The following is a 15650-nucleotide window of genomic DNA, read 5'->3' on the forward strand; positions in this document are numbered from 1 at the left end:
ACGATTATCACGCCCTTTTCTAGCTCCTTGCAAAGTTTTGATATGAGATACATAACCTCAATTTGATAGGATATATCAAGCGGAGCTAAAGGCTCGTCAAGTAGCAGAAATTGACTTTGCTGAGCTAAAAGCATAGCTAAAAATAGTCTTGATTTTTCTCCGCCTGAAAGCGTTCTTACCTCTTGATCTTTAAATTGAAGCGTCTTTGTCGCTTTAAGGCATTTTAGCACTATCTCTTCGTCTTTTGATCTATCTCTTACAAATCCGCTTTGATGAGCGTATCTGCCCATGTTTACTAGCTCAAAGCCGTTTAAATGAGAGGTATCAGGTAAAATTTGAGGTAGATAGGCTAGATTTTTAGCAAATTCCTTTGAGCTGTATTCTTTGATATTTTTGCCATCTAGTCTTACTTCTCCTCTAAAACCTTTTTGTTGATTGGCTAAAATTTTAATAAGCGAGCTTTTTCCTGAGCCGTTATGTCCGATGAGTCCATAAATTTTACCGCTTTGAAATTCCAAATTTAATGAGTGTAAAATAGTTTTTTGATCTATCGTTAAACTTAAATCGTGTGTGGTTAGCATAAAAAATGATGCCTCTGATTATTTATAAAAACGAATGATTATAATGAAAATTAATTTAATTTAGAATTAAAGCTAAAAACCACTAAAACAAAATTTTAGCCTTTTTTGGATAAAATCGGCTGTTAGTTTAAAAAATAAACGGAGAGAAATTTTGGAAAAGATTAGAAATATAGCCGTCATCGCGCACGTTGATCACGGCAAGACGACGATGGTTGATGAGCTGCTTAAACAATCAGGCACTTTTAACGAGCATCAAAACGTCGGCGAGCGTGTTATGGATAGTAACGATATCGAAAGAGAGCGCGGTATCACGATCCTTTCAAAAAACACCGCGATAAAATACAAAGACACAAAGATAAACATCATCGACACTCCGGGGCACGCGGACTTTGGCGGTGAGGTTGAGCGTGTGCTAAAGATGGTTGACGGCGTGCTTTTGCTCGTAGATGCGCAAGAAGGCGTTATGCCCCAAACCAAATTCGTCGTTAAAAAGGCTCTTTCTTTGGGTCTTCGCCCGATAGTTGTGGTAAATAAGATAGATAAGCCCGCAGGCGATCCTGATCGCGTAGTAAATGAAATTTTTGATCTTTTCGTGGCTCTTGAAGCAAATGACGAGCAGCTTGAATTCCCTGTTGTTTATGCAGCTGCTAGAAACGGTTATGCAAAGTTAAATTTAAGCGATGAAAATGTCGATATGAAGCCGCTTTTTGAGACGATTTTAGCGCATGTACCTGAGCCAAGCGGAAATTTGGAAAATCCTTTGCAGCTTCAAGTTTTCACGCTTGATTATGACAACTATGTCGGCAAAATAGGTATTGCGAGAATTTTTAACGGCAAAATTTCTAAAAACCAAAACGTAATGCTAGCTAAGGCAGACGGCACGAAATCAACGGGTAGAATTTCAAAACTCATCGGATTTTTGGGGCTTGAAAGACGCGATATAGATGAGGCCGGAGTCGGCGATATCGTAGCGATTGCGGGATTTGACGCGCTTGATGTGGGCGATAGTGTGGTTGATCCAAATTCCCCTATGCCGCTTGATCCGCTTCGTATAGAAGAGCCAACTTTAAGCGTTGTTTTTTCGGTTAACGATAGCCCGCTTGCAGGAACTGAGGGCAAACACGTAACGTCAAATAAGATTGATGAGCGACTTGCAAACGAGATGAAGACAAATATCGCGATGAAGTATGAAAACCAAGGCGAAGGGAAATTTAAAGTTAGCGGGCGGGGCGAGCTTCAGATAACGATCTTGGCTGAAAATATGCGCCGAGAGGGCTTTGAATTTTGTCTTGGCAGGCCGGAGGTTATCGTTAAGGAGATTAACGGCGTTAGATGCGAGCCTTTTGAGCTGCTTGTGATTGATGTGCCTGATGAGTTTAGCGGAACGGTTATCGAAAAACTCGGACGCAGAAAGGCTGAAATGGTCTCGATGAGTCCTACGGGTGACGGACAAACCAGAATCGAATTTGAAATCCCTGCGCGCGGACTAATCGGCTTTAGAAGTCAGTTCTTAACAGATACCAAAGGCGAAGGCGTGATGAATCATAGCTTTTTGGAATTCCGCCCGCTTAGCGGAAGCGTGGAGCAAAGAGGCAACGGCGCGCTGGTTTCTATGGAAAACGGCGTAACGCTTGCGTATTCGCTATTTAACCTGCAAGATCGCGGCGTGCTTTTTGTCGATCCGCAGACTAAGGTTTATGTCGGCATGATAATCGGCGAGCACAGCCGTCCAAACGACCTTGACGTAAACCCGATCAAGGGCAAAAATTTAACCAACGTGCGCGCAAGCGGAAGTGATGATGCGATCAAGCTGGTTCCACCTCGCAAACTTAGCCTTGAGCGCGCTCTTGAATGGATCGAAGAAGATGAGCTGGTCGAAGTAACGCCTGTAAATATTCGCGTCAGAAAACGCTATCTTGACCCGACTATAAGACGCAGAATGGCGAAATCTAAGGAGTAAAATTTAGTTTTATGCGTCTTAAGAGATATTTTAAATTTTTTCTTTGACGTATTTTTTTTAGTTTTTAAGTTTTTTAAAGTACATAAAATTCAAAGATTAATATATTAAAATTTTTAAAGAGATTTTTTATTATTTTATATAAAATAAGTATTGTTTTGTTATAATTTAAATTAGGTATTTTAAAGGGTTGTAATGGGAAATTTTATATGGTTATTGATCTTTGTTGCTATTTTAGCCGTTTATGGAATAATTATTTATAACTCATTAATTTCCAAAAGAAATCAGGTGTCAAATATTGAGGCTGGAATTGATGTTCAACTAAAGCGTAGATATGATTTGCTTCCAAATTTAGTGGCTACTGCAAATCAATATTTGATTCACGAAAGAGAGCTTTTAGAAAAGATCACAGAACTGAGGTCTAAAGCTAAAAATGCAAAAACTCAACAGGAAAAATTTGATTTAAATGCTAAAATTTCAAATTTATTGCCAAACATTCAGCTTATGCTTGAAGCTTACCCTGAGCTAAAAGCAAATGAGAATTTGCTCTACTTACAAGAGAGTTTAAATGAAGTAGAAGAACAAATTTCAGCTGCCAGGAGAGCGTATAATTCGGCAGTTGAGATATATAATAATGCCGTTGAGATGTTTCCTTCGAATTTAGTCGCAAGTCTTATTGGATTTCAGAAAGTTAAATTTTTTGATATTCCTTGGACTGAATCCAAGAATCACGATGTAGGCGAACTCTTTAAGCGCAGCTAGTGATCAAATTACTTCATAATTCAGTATTTTGTTTTATTTGTTATTTTTTTGCAGAATATAATCTCTAAAAATATGGGCTAATTAGTTTAGCCCATTCTTGTCATCATCTTTGATACCTATTTTTTCTTTTGTATTTTTTATGAAATTTTCAGCAGCTTTATAAAATTTTTCTCCTAGTTCTTTTGACTTGCTTTTTAAATTTTCTCCTAAATTACTGCTTAAATTTTCCATCTTTTCACCAGCTTTTTTCTCAAATTCATCTATCTCTTTTTTAAGTGATTCCAGCTTTTTACTGGCATCAAAATTCTCTTTTAGCTTCTCGCTTTTTTCATCAAGTTCGCGTTTAAGCTCTTCAAATTTCATAGTCGCTGTTTTGACAAATTTGTTGATATTTTCGTTTGTTTTAAGCTCTTCTAGCCTAATGTTTAATTGTTCGCTTAGCTCGTTTTGAATACGTTTAAATTTCGCATAGTAGCTATCAAGAGAATCTTCTAAAATATCGTTTATTATGCTCGCTGATGGCTCTTCGGTCTGTGCCATTAAGTCTTTTAGCATCTGAATAAAGTCCTCTTCTATTCCTATTAAATCTTTAACAGAATTTACTAAAATTTGGCTATCCGGAGCAAATTTCATATCGTCTTTAAATTTTTCAATAGACTTTGTAACCCCGTCTTTTGAGCCTACGATAGCTCCATATATCAGATCTTTGGCGAATAGATGATCCTCGTTTGCTATTACCGTCGCAGTTTCTATAACACTTCCTGAAATTTCTAAAAATCTTTGTTTGTTAAAATTTCCTTCATTTATTGCGCCGTAAACGATGTTTTTGGCTATTTCCGTAGCAGTATCTCTTACATCTTCTCCCTTTTCTATCGTCGTTAAAAAAGCGGTTTCTGTTGTTTCTTTCAATATCTCAAGCATTTGCAGATCAAGGAACATCGCATCATTTATTTTGCCTATTATCTCGTTTTTGTTTTCAAAATTGCTGTCTTGGATATAGTTCTCGACTGCTTCAAGAGAGCTTTTTATGCTATCTTTTATATCGTTTTTTTGATTTAAAATTTGCTTTTCTACCTGCTCTTTTTCGTAAATAAGCCTATATAAAAACTGTTCTTTTGATTCTGTAGAGGCATCTATAAGTCCGTCTATAAGGTTTGATATGCTTTTTGCATTTAGTAAATTTTCATTTTTTAAGATTTGGCACATATCTGAAAAAGTATGTAAAAGCTCTTGATTTAGCTCTTTTTGACATTTGATATCTTTGAATTTTTTCTTGCCAAGATCGAAAGCAAGCTCTCTAATCAAAACTAAAATTTGAGGATTATCTTTGTTTTCCGCGATTGTATGTAAAAAAATCTTATTTTGCATAATATCTCCTATAATACGTATTTTGAAACATGCCTTAAGGCCGAAAATAGTTCCAAGCGCTCCTCGTTGGAATTGACTATAACACTTAGATTGTAGCTTGTATATTTGCCCTCTTTGCTTGATTTTGAGACAACTAACTTATGCTCTCTGTCACCTACAATATCAAGCACGATTTTATGTGCATTTTGATCTTTTTCAAATATTACTTTATATTCCCAAAAATTTGGATATTCTATCTTTGGCTCTTTATTTAGCTCGCAAATATTCGCCACTTTTACCTCCGCTTTTACTTTCAAGCATTATGTCTGTTATCTGCATGGTTTTATCAATAGCCTTTATCATGTCGTAAATAGTTAAAAGACCTATGCTAACTCCGGTTAGCGCCTCCATCTCCACGCCTGTTTTGCCGTCTATCTTGACGCTTACTATGAGTTTAAATGCCGTAATTTCCGGGATTTCTACTATATTGCAATCTATACCGCTTATTAGTAGAGGATGGCACATCGGGATTAGTTCGCTTGTCTTTTTTGCTCCTGTTATTGCCGCTACTACTGCTGTTTGCAATACAGGACCCTTTTTGCCGGTATTTTCTTTGATAGTATTGAATGCAGCTTTGCTCATTTTGATTATTCCGCTTGCTACAGCTATTCTCGTAGTTATCGATTTTTCACTTACATCTACCATTTTTGGACGATTTTTTTCATCTATATGTGTTAGCATTTACTTCCTTTAATGTTTTAAAAGATTATATCAGAAAAAGTTTAAGGAGAAAAAAATACGCCCCTAAAATAAGGAGCGTATTTGAGTTGTTACAAAAAGGAGGTTTTTCTTGTCGGACAATGAAATCATATCTTAGGGGGTTAAATTTTAACTCAACTTAAAGTTAATGATTTAAAAATTTATCTAATATAATCTATAATTTATAGCGTTAAAAATTTAAAAGGCCAAGCATGCTTATTATAAATTCTAAACTTCCTACTACAAATATTAAAGTTGCAAAAATTTTGCCAGAGCTTATACAAGGCTTCATATATCACAATCTGCCGGAAAGCGAACATGTCGGATATAGACATAAGACAGGAAAAATATTTAAAAAAACAAATTTTGATTTTAGCTTGAGGGGTTTAAGTTTACGGATAAGATTTACCTCTTACGAGCCAAAATTTGAAGAGCTTATAGCTATGGAGATTTTAAAAAACGGCCTAAAACTAGGTGAAATTCATCTACTAGATACCTGCATATCTATATCTTCTCATAGGGTCGGCGATTTAGATGGCGGTAGTGTTTTGTTAAAGGGCTATGTGGCTTGCGCCATACAAGGACTTTTGGGATACAAAATCTATCTTGAGCCTCAGGATTCAAGGCATCTTGAAATGATGAAAACTAATGCGCTACAGAGATTTGAGACCATCAAAGGATATGAATACGGCGGCGAATTTGAGCTTAATTTGAAATGGCAAAACCTTTATAAGCCTATTTTGTTTTATTATGGCAACAATAATGCGCCAATGCGTGCATGGCAGGCCATATGGGAAATAAAGGCTGATAGCGAGATGATAAATTTGATGCTCGATACAGGCGTAGGAGGCGGGTGTATGAGTGTGGGAACCGGATTTTTGGAGGTTGCGGAAAAATAGAAACATTATATTAATAAATTTAAAAAAAATAGTTTTATCTTTATAAAATTATTTTATAAAAATCAGGTATAATTTCATATAAATTTTTATTAAAGGTTTTTTGTTGGGCGATATTATAAAAATTTTATCTGCCATAGGATCAGCTTACAGGCAAGATGAAAAGCGTATCAAGAATAAAGTATATGAATATGATAGTGTAAAGGCATATCTTTGTGATATCAAGACACAAACAATATCTCCTAAATTTTATATTCCACAAGATAATTCTTTTGATGATGACCTGGTGATTTGTAGATTTGGGGTGGGATCAAATTCTGGAAATTTATTTCCAAACTCTCAATTTTTATCAAAAGAAGTGAATAAGGATGAGGCAAAATTTATAAAAGCTTCTTTAAGATCCATTAAAAATCTTTTATCGTATTTTGAGGATGAGGAGATTAAAAACAATGATATTTTAAGTATATTATCTAATATTGATGAGAATTTTTTTGATGGTATAATCGAATATATTAAAGGGCTTGAAGAATACAAAGATAAGAGCAAGAAAGTAGCTACATTTTTTTGTCTGTCTTTTGATGAAAAACCCATATCTGCTTATTTTAAAGATATTTTTGAAAAACATATAAAAAAAGACCAAAAAGAAGAAAATATATCTTATGGGTATGATATTTTAACAAATGAGCAAGGAGTGGGAGCTGATGCTAATTTGGCATTTTGTTCAGTAAATGAATTGCCGGATAGTTTAAAAAGTATCAAATCAAAACTACTGCCATTAAATTCACATAGCGCAAATAAAGTTAGTATAGGTTTTTTGGCTGTTGATAAAGAGCTTTCACATAATTTTTATGGATCTAAGATGGTTATTTTGCCAACAATTATCTCAAAAGACGAAAGGCTTTTAAGAGAGATTTTAAAAATTTTAGAAGATACCAAAAAGAATGATATTGAGCAGGCAAGGCAGTCAGAGGAGATTATAAATTTTGCACTTGAGAACGTCGCAGAAAAAGAAAAAGATATTCCCGTATTAAATACCATACTGTTTTATAATAAAAGCAATTCGGCTATTGATGTCTTGCTTCAGATAGATGATGTTTTGCCATCTTATATATCAAAAATTGCAAATAAGATGGCAAGCTGGGGCATAAAAGCTTTTAAGCACAAAAATGCTAAAGAAGATGGTGAAATAATATATCTTCAGAATCTTTTTAACAATAGTCTTGAAATTATGAATTTTTTATTGTCTCAAAATAAAACTGACATAGATATCATGATGCAAAAATATTTTGAGCTTATATATTATGGAAATGTTAATAAAAAGTATCGTTTTATTGTAGATTGGAGTAAATATTTTAATAACTACTATCCACAAAGAAGTATCGAGTCTATAGCAAAGTATCAAAATTTATTTAATGAAATAGATGTTTTAAATAATAAAATTACAATCCAAAAGGAGTGCAATTTGGAAAAAATAAAAGACAAAAAAGAACTCATAGGTTTGCTTATTCAAGAAAATGAATTTGTAAAAAATAGCAGTATTTTGCAAGGTGCATATCTATTAGGCATGATGTCTTCAGCACTTATTAAATGGCAGTATGCGATAAGCAAAAGTACATCTTTTTCAAGATGGCTAAACAATATTGGAGTTATAACAAAAGAGTCTTTGGAGAGAATTTGGACTAAGTGCTATGAGGTGCAAGGCAAACTAGAAAATACAGCAAAGCATTCTAGCTCTAATATACATGATATAAAAGAGTGTTCAAAAGAGGTTTTGTCAAGCGCATTTTTATCAAAAGAGGTGGTAAAGAGCTCCTATGTTACGCTTGCGTTTGCAATGGGCGGAAGTGATTTTAATAAGTTTATAAAAGATGAGAAACAAGGAGAGCAAGATGAATAAAAAAGAGATATTGTTTTTGTGGGATGGTGAAAACTTTAATCCAAATGGAGATATGCTAAAGGAAAATTCGCCAAGGGTTGATGACGAAACAAATATCGCAGAGGTTACCGATGTCCGTATAAAGAGGACTATTAGAGATGAAATTATGAAAAAAGATGAAAATTTAATATTTGTTAAAGAGTACAAAAAAGAGGAAAATATTTTAGATTGCAAAACCGCAATAAGAGAAGTGATAAATATCAAGCAAGATAAAGCTAAAATAGAAAGCGATATTTTGTCTAAATTTATAGATATTCGAGCATTTGGTGGAGTTCTGCCTATATCAGATAAAGATGAGATGAAAAAAGACAAAGATATCAAAACGGCGGGTATCCAGTTTACTGGACCTGTTCAGTTTAGAATCAGTAAATCTTTGCACAAAGTCCAGGTGCAGCACATAAAAGGCACAGGGGCTTTTGCTAGCGGAAGCGATAAAAGCGCAAAAACTTTTAGAGAAGAGGATTTTTTAAGCTACGCTATATTTGCAACTTATGGTATTTTTGATAATAACAATGCTAAAAATACTAATTTTAGTGAAGATGATGCAAGCGTAATTTTAAGGGCTTTATGGAATGGTACAAAAAATCTTATAACTCGTTCAAAGATGGGTCAAACACCTAGATTTATGTTGATAGTAACATATAAAGATGACACTTTTGCGGGCGATTTAAGTAATAGTATAAGGCTAAAAAGTGATAAAAGCGACGAGGCTATAAGAAGCATAAATGACTACACTGTAGACTTTTCGAGTTTAAAAGCAAAACTTCAAAGATATAATGAACATATTCAAAAAGTTGAATATATAAGCGATTTTGATTTTGAAAAAAATAATGCATCTGAATTTGACATGAGTTGGCAAAAAATAGGATTTTAAATGAGTATCGTTGCCTTTAGATTAGTCGGTGATTATGCTCACTTTTCACATCCTGCGACTATTTACTCTAGTCTTACATATCCTGTACCGCCAAAAACTTCTATTATGGGTTTTTTGGGGGCAATAATTGGTGAAAAGGAGTATTATAAGCTTAATAATATTAGATATAGCGTAAAAGTTAATAACCAAATATCTAAAAAGAGCTTTGTTTTTAACGGTATCAAATTTGCCCTTTCATCAAACATGCACATAAAAGAAGGCTATCAGGATTCAAGCGAAAAAAAGCAGTTTTATAGAGAACTTATAAAAAATCCCGATTATACAATTTTTTTGGATCTAAAAAATTTGGATGAGAGATATAAAGAGTTAATAATTAAAAATATAAAAGAACACAAGAGTGTTTTTACTCCGTATCTAGGAATAAATTTTTGTATAGCTGATTTTGAGTATATGGATGTAAAAAACTACTCTTTAGTGGAAGAAAAAGAGAGCGAGATAGATACATTTGGTGTGCTTGATGATTTTATATTTGATCCACAAAATTATGATGTAAAGCTTACAACTGCACGTATGGCTTGCTCTTGTGAAGAGTTTAGGGTGTTTAAAGATTTTAAAGATTTTATTGTAAAAATTAAAGGTGAAAAGCGTATAAAATCTAAAAATAATGGGAATATTTACAAGATAGACGAGAATAGAGTATATTTTGTTTAGTGAGTTTTTGTCCCATCCGGATAAGTCCTTTGTATCACATATAACAAATATGCTATATGCAAATGATGATGATGCACAAAGATATGTCAAGTTATTTCATGATATAGCTAAACTCAAGTCTGATTTTCAAAAGTATATTAGATGTGGAGATGCTAAAGGGCTTGAAAAAGACCATTCTCTTCTTTCTGCATATATATTTCTTTTAAATTCCTCTCTAGATGAATTAACTAGTGCCTTTTGTTTTTTATCTATAGTTTCACACCATGGAGATGTAGATAATTTTTATGAGTTGATAAGTCCAAATAAAAATTTTGGTTCTTCGTTCCAAAATTCAAAAGAGCTAAAATTTTTGGATGAAGTGGTAAGCAAAGCCACTGGGTTAGATATTTATAAAAATATAAAAACTAACGAACAAGAGCTTATAACAAGAGCAAAAAATATTTATTATTTTATACTAAAAAATAAACTAAAAGGCTTTGGCTATAATGATTTTATAGAGTTTAAGAGGATTTATTCGTCTTTAATATATGCAGATAAATTTGAGGCTATTTTTAGTCAAAAATATGAAAGCTTAAGTCCTGTCAGTATTAATGAACTGGACTCTTATATAAAGCATCTTGAAAATAAAAATTTCAGCTATAAAAGAAGTGAATTTAGAAAATTTGTATTAAATAATTTTGATAAAAATCATAGTCTTTTTACACTAACTGCGCCAACTGGTTACGGTAAAACTTTAACCGCTTTAAATTTTGCTCTTAAATTCCAAAAAGAACGACTCATATATGTTCTCCCCTTTACTTCCATAATAGATCAGACATATGAGATTCTAAACGAAATTTATTACAATAGTAATGAGATATTAGTATCGAAAGCACATCATAAAACAACTGTCGATGAAAATACTCCAGAGGATAGATACTCAAAGGTTAAATTTTTCATGGATTCTTTTAGTGCTAATATAAATGTAACAACCCTATATCAGCTTATTTTTGCCATATTTGGTAATAAAAATAAAGATAATGTTAAATTCAATCAGCTTAAAAATAGTGTAGTTATAGTGGATGAGATTCAAGCTCTACCCTATAAGATTAGGACCGATTTTATAAGGCTTTGCGAGATTATTTCAGAAAAATTTGCAACAGTTTTTATATTTATGTCCGCAACTATGCCTCTTATAAAAAGTAAAAAGTTTAGAGAAATTTCTGACCCAATATATTTTAAAAATCAAAACAGATATGTTTTAAAATGGCTTGATATAGGCGGTATTGAAGCAAATTTAATATGCAAAATCAAAGAGAGTGCAAGAGATAAAAATATTCTAGTGGTGGTAAATACTATTAAAAAAGCGCAAGAGCTATTTTTGCAATTTTGTGATGAATTTGAGTGTTTTAGCTTAAATGGGTATATGCATGATTATCATAAACAAAAGACAATAAAGCACATTAAAGATGCTATAGATAAAAATAAAAAAGGATTAGCAAGTCCGATTTTGCTTATTTCTACTCAGTCTATTGAGGCGGGAGTGGATCTTGATTTTGATATAGGTTTTAGAGAAATTGCTCCCATAAGTTCAATAATACAAACAGCAGGGCGTATAAATAGAAATTTTAATACAAAAGGTACTCTTTATGTATTTGATGATATTTGTGGCTATTCTGATACAATTTATAATGATTTGAAGAGAATTGGTGATAATATTTTAAAAGATACGCTAATGAAAAATGATATAAATGAAGACGAGATAGTTGTTTTGGTGGATAAGTTTTTCAAAAAAGTGGGTGAGAATTTGGAGATTCCCTGTCTTGAACAAGAAATAAAAGAGTTGGCATTTTTTGACATAAACACGTCTGTTGAAAATATCTTGAAAGATGACTACAAGACCTTGGTTATTATGGAGCCTGAAAACGGATTTATCAAAAATATTGAGACTGAAATTTTTGCTTTAAAAAATAATCATAATATTGATATATTTAAAAAAAGAGATATGCTAAAAAATATAATCAAGAAAATTTCAAGATTTGGCATCAATATTACCAGTAAAGATATGAAAAATCTACGTTTGTTTGAGATAAAGTGTTTAAAAAATATATTTTATCTGCCGTTTGGCGACACTATGTACAATAATTCTTTTGGGCTAAAAAAGGATATTAATTTAAATGTTACAAAAGAGATGTTTGAGTGATGTTTGATCAAGACGAAGTGACTGGTACCTTGGTAAATTATTATACGACCTGTAAGCGTGAAGCTTGGCTTTATGCACACCATATATATCCTGATCAAGAGGATGAAAATATGGCTTTAGGTAGGACAATAGCGGAGATAAAAGAGCAGAATTTGCAAGATTTTGCCTTCTCAAATCTGAAATTTGATAAGCTTTCAAAGGAGCGCGGACACTATTTGGTGACCGAATATAAAAAGAGTTTAAAAAATCCGGAAGCAGGCAAGATGCAGTTGTTGTTTTATCTCTATCTTTTAAAAATCGGATTAAGGCTAAAAGATGTAAAAGGCAGGCTGATAAGCGGCAAAAGCGTGTTCTTAGTAGATGCAAGTGAAGAAAATTTAAATATGATAAAAGAGATTTTAATCGATATAGAAAAACTTGTAAATATGCCAACAGCCCCAAAATTTGAGTATAAAAAGATATGCGATAATTGTGCATATAGAAATTATTGTATGTGAGATAAGCTTTGTATGTAATACTATTTTATGACATTGTGGGCGCAGAGTTTAAAGAGAAAAACAATGCAAATCGCATAAGAAAAGCAGTGGAAAAATATCTGCCGCGCGTGCAGTTTTCTGTTTTTGAGGGCGAGATAAGGCAGAGTGATTTTAAGAAGTTAGCCGCAATCTTGCAAAAAGAGTGCATAAAAGAGCTTGATTCCATCATCATATACACATTTAACTCGCTTAAATATTCAGATAGAATAGTAATCGGGCAGGATAAAAATCAATCACTTTTTAGCTAGGATAAAATATGCAAAAAAATGATAGAACACACTTTATTTTAAATCCTGGGCGATTAAGACGGCAGGATAATAATATATATTTTGATAAATATGACGATGAAATGTCGGTTGTAGCGACTAAAATTTTGCCTATTAATGCTGTAGACGAAATTTATATACTGGCAAAAGTTGATATGGATAGCTATACTATGGCATTTTTAGCCGACAATAACGTGCTTTTGCACATATTTAGTCCCTATCAGAGCTTTCGTGGCAATTTTTTTCCAAATACTTCAAATTCAGTAAATAAAAGCGGATTTGTGCTTTTGCAGCAATTAAGATCTTTTGATGATGAAATCAAAAGGAGTTATATAGCCAAAGAGATAACAAGAGCTCATATTTTAAATGATGCACTTAACTGCAAGAAGTATGGCGTAAAATTTGATACCGCCCCTCATATATCGGCGCTTGAAGCTGCTAAAACAATACCGGAAATAATGGCCGTAGAGGGCTCTTTTCAAAAGCTATATTATGAAAAATGGAATGAAATAATAACCGACCAAAAGAGCTTTAAATTTACCGTTCGCTCCAAGCGTCCTCCGGCTGATAAGATAAATAGCTTTATAAGTTATGTAAATACGCGTATCTATAATGTATGCTTGAGTGAAATTTATAAGACCGAGCTTGATCCTAGAATCGGCTTTTTACACGAGCCAAATTATCGTTCTTTAAGCTTGCATTTGGATTTGGCTGAGATTTTTAAACCTATTTTAGGTGATACTCTAATATTTTCGATGTTGAATAAAAAAGAGATTACTGCAAAAGATTTTGAGACTAATGCCGGAAGGATAAAATTTACAAATGAAGCAGTGCAAAAAATAGAGATGAAAATGATATCTAAATTAACGGATCAGATAGAAGCAGGAGGACAAAAGCTTACATGGAGACAGATTATTCGCAGAGAAGCAAACCGGCTTAAAAAATGTATATGCGAAAATGCACCATACGAAGGATTTGTATATCAATAAAGCTTTGCTTAAGATTTTTTAATGCTTGTATTTTAGGGTTTTGTATATTTTTGCATCATTCAATTTAATTTATTTGTAAGTAAAATGCATATAGACTTGTGTTTGAGAATTGCCCTATAATTATATATTTGGGTGCTGTTAGAATTTGCCTTTTAGGCTTTGAAACTATGAAATTTCCTCGTCGTGAAGAAGAGCTAATATGTTAGAATTTGCCTTTTAGGCTTTGAAACTTCAAACACAAAAAACAAGCACTTTATCGAATACTTGTTAGAATTTGCCTTTTAGGCTTTGAAACAAAGAAACCGAGGAATTAGACGAGCTTTCAGCATGGGTTAGAATTTGCCTTTTAGGCTTTGAAACTAAAATAGAGGTTATAGAGGATGATAAATCCGTCTGTTAGAATTTGCCTTTTAGGCTTTGAAACTATGGATTTTCTGATTTAGATGATTTGCTTACTGCGTTAGAATTTGCCTTTTAGGCTTTGAAACTCACTGTCTTTAAATCTTTGAGGTATCACAAGATACGTTAGAATTTGCCTTTTAGGCTTTGAAACTTAAGCAACGTAAGGGCAAAGGCAAGAGCAACAAAAGGTTAGAATTTGCCTTTTAGGCTTTGAAACTAGCAGATAGCAGGACAAAAAGGGCTAAATATGCAAAGTTAGAATTTGCCTTTTAGGCTTTGAAACTATTTAATAAAGATAGAGAATTTTTAGGAATTGCAACGTTAGAATTTGCCTTTTAGGCTTTGAAACTGTATTTCACTCTTTGAGAAGATATTGGCTCTCGAAGTTAGAATTTGCCTTTTAGGCTTTGAAACCAGATTCAAGTTTTGAATAGTTTGGCTAGTGCTAGTTAGAATTTGCCTTTTAGGCTTTGAAACTTCTTGTTCCAGAGGAAACATATACATATTCCCCAAGTTAGAATTTGCCTTTTAGGCTTTGAAACTATTTTTTCCGTATACCTTGCACCTCTACATCTTTAGTTAGAATTTGCCTTTTAGGCTTTGAAACTCTGCTCTGCAAGCCGCAGCCATAGTGTGCGATCACTGTTAGAATTTGCCTTTTAGGCTTTGAAACTTTTCAAAATCTATATCGCTCCATTCAAGAGCCAGGTTAGAATTTGCCTTTTAGGCTTTGAAACTCTATTAGCTCTTTGTTGGCTCTCTCAAGCTCTTCTTGTTAGAATTTGCCTTTTAGGCTTTGAAACATGCATGGAGCAAGAATCAAAGATCTCTTGGCTTTAGTTAGAATTTGCCTTTTAGGCTTTGAAACAAAAGCAGCTCAAATTTGCCGAGCGTGCCGTCTTGTTAGAATTTGCCTTTTAGGCTTTGAAACTGTCTTACCCTTGCGCCTACTTCATACGATGTATCACGTTAGAATTTGCCTTTTAGGCTTTGAAACGGGGTTAATGTTGGTAAGCATTTTAATGCTTATTCTGGTTAGAATTTGCCTTTTAGGCTTTGAAACTTGGCACTGCATCGCTTTAGCACCGCCGGCAGTGTGTTAGAATTTGCCTTTTAGGCTTTGAAACCTCCCCAAATGTTCTAATCAACAACAATAAAAACATAGTTAGAATTTGCCTTTTAGGCTTTGAAACAGAGCAATGCATTTTTTTATGTAGCTTGCGAAATAAGTTAGAATTTGCCTTTTAGGCTTTGAAACCCTGATGAAATAAAAATGAAAATAAAAAGAAATTTGTTAGAATTTGCCTTTTAGGCTTTGAAACATCTTAATTAGTCGCAAATGATGTCTTTGTAATGCCGTTAGAATTTGCCTTTTAGGCTTTGAAACTTAAGCCCATAAAAGAGCTTTAAAGGCTCGTAGAGAGTTAGAATTTGCCTTTTAGGCTTTGAAAC

The 15650-nt window shown here is 33.3% G+C and carries 13 protein-coding genes, 1 pseudogene and 1 CRISPR repeat array (1 of these 15 only partly in view); of the genes and pseudogenes, 10 read left to right on the forward strand and 4 right to left on the reverse strand.

The features are described from left to right. Positions 1-74: 74 nt before the first annotated feature. Positions 75-581: pseudogene (locus tag CDOM16190_RS07045) on the reverse strand (ABC transporter ATP-binding protein); the annotation flags it as partial. Between the two features lie 151 nt (positions 582-732). Here CDOM16190_RS07045 and typA point away from each other — a divergent pair. Both typA and CDOM16190_RS07055 read left to right on the forward strand, forming a co-directional pair. After that, complete coding sequence (typA, locus tag CDOM16190_RS07050; protein ID WP_170019612.1) at positions 733-2541, forward strand: translational GTPase TypA; 1809 nt, start codon at positions 733-735, stop codon at positions 2539-2541. A 192-nt stretch (positions 2542-2733) separates the two neighbouring features. After that, complete coding sequence (locus CDOM16190_RS07055) at positions 2734-3300, forward strand: LemA family protein (protein WP_170019614.1); 567 nt, start codon at positions 2734-2736, stop codon at positions 3298-3300. A gap of 81 nt (positions 3301-3381) precedes the next feature. Here the strand turns inward: CDOM16190_RS07055 and CDOM16190_RS07060 are convergent, their stop codons facing one another. From CDOM16190_RS07060 to moaC, 3 genes are read right to left on the reverse strand one after another with little or no spacing between them, the layout of a single operon-like run. After that, complete coding sequence (locus CDOM16190_RS07060; protein ID WP_170019616.1) at positions 3382-4668, reverse strand: hypothetical protein; 1287 nt, start codon at positions 4666-4668, stop codon at positions 3382-3384. 8 nt (positions 4669-4676) lie between these two features. Continuing rightward, positions 4677-4940, reverse strand: a complete 264-nt coding sequence (locus CDOM16190_RS07065; protein ID WP_170019618.1) for an HP0495 family protein — start codon at positions 4938-4940, stop codon at positions 4677-4679. Next, positions 4915-5388: a cyclic pyranopterin monophosphate synthase MoaC gene (gene moaC, locus CDOM16190_RS07070; RefSeq protein WP_170019620.1), complete on the reverse strand. Its 474-nt coding sequence runs from the start codon at positions 5386-5388 to the stop codon at positions 4915-4917. The genes CDOM16190_RS07065 and moaC overlap by 26 nt, the downstream gene beginning before the upstream one ends. A gap of 230 nt (positions 5389-5618) precedes the next feature. On the opposite strand from moaC, the gene CDOM16190_RS07075 reads away from it, so the two are divergent. The 8 genes from CDOM16190_RS07075 to cas1 all read left to right on the forward strand — a co-directional run bounded on the left by CDOM16190_RS07075 (position 5619) and on the right by cas1 (position 13796). Further along, positions 5619-6305 carry a CRISPR-associated endoribonuclease Cas6 gene (locus tag CDOM16190_RS07075; RefSeq protein WP_170019622.1) on the forward strand — a complete coding sequence of 229 codons (687 nt, stop codon included), beginning with the start codon at positions 5619-5621 and terminating at the stop codon, positions 6303-6305. 103 nt (positions 6306-6408) lie between these two features. Continuing rightward, the gene (locus CDOM16190_RS07080; protein ID WP_170001004.1) at positions 6409-8199 is read left to right on the forward strand and encodes a TM1802 family CRISPR-associated protein; all 1791 of its coding nucleotides are present in this window, start codon (positions 6409-6411) and stop codon (positions 8197-8199) included. Further along, on the forward strand, positions 8192-9112 hold the full coding sequence (cas7b, locus tag CDOM16190_RS07085) for a type I-B CRISPR-associated protein Cas7/Csh2 (RefSeq protein WP_170019624.1): 921 nt from the start codon (positions 8192-8194) through the stop codon (positions 9110-9112). The genes CDOM16190_RS07080 and cas7b overlap by 8 nt, the downstream gene beginning before the upstream one ends. Then, complete coding sequence (gene cas5 / locus CDOM16190_RS07090; protein ID WP_169975689.1) at positions 9113-9823, forward strand: CRISPR-associated protein Cas5; 711 nt, start codon at positions 9113-9115, stop codon at positions 9821-9823. Beyond that, on the forward strand, positions 9816-12005 hold the full coding sequence (gene cas3 / locus CDOM16190_RS07095) for a CRISPR-associated helicase Cas3' (RefSeq protein ID WP_249934140.1): 2190 nt from the start codon (positions 9816-9818) through the stop codon (positions 12003-12005). The genes cas5 and cas3 overlap by 8 nt, the downstream gene beginning before the upstream one ends. Further along, positions 12005-12502: a CRISPR-associated protein Cas4 gene (gene cas4 / locus CDOM16190_RS07100; RefSeq protein WP_170019626.1), complete on the forward strand. Its 498-nt coding sequence runs from the start codon at positions 12005-12007 to the stop codon at positions 12500-12502. Before cas3 ends, cas4 begins: the two co-directional genes overlap by 1 nt. 8 nt (positions 12503-12510) lie before the next feature. Beyond that, the gene (gene cas2 / locus CDOM16190_RS07105) at positions 12511-12789 is read left to right on the forward strand and encodes a CRISPR-associated endonuclease Cas2 (protein WP_170019628.1); all 279 of its coding nucleotides are present in this window, start codon (positions 12511-12513) and stop codon (positions 12787-12789) included. An 8-nt stretch (positions 12790-12797) separates the two neighbouring features. After that, positions 12798-13796, forward strand: coding sequence for a CRISPR-associated endonuclease Cas1 (gene cas1, locus CDOM16190_RS07110; protein WP_170019630.1), 999 nt, complete (start codon positions 12798-12800; stop codon positions 13794-13796). Between the two features lie 137 nt (positions 13797-13933). Further along, a CRISPR array of direct repeats spans positions 13934-15650; the repeat unit is 29 nt; unit sequence GTTAGAATTTGCCTTTTAGGCTTTGAAAC (it continues 2841 nt past the right edge of the window).

Origin of the sequence: Campylobacter sp. RM16190 (assembly GCF_012978835.1) — a bacterium.
In the GTDB taxonomy this organism is placed as follows: Bacteria; Campylobacterota; Campylobacteria; order Campylobacterales; family Campylobacteraceae; genus Campylobacter_A.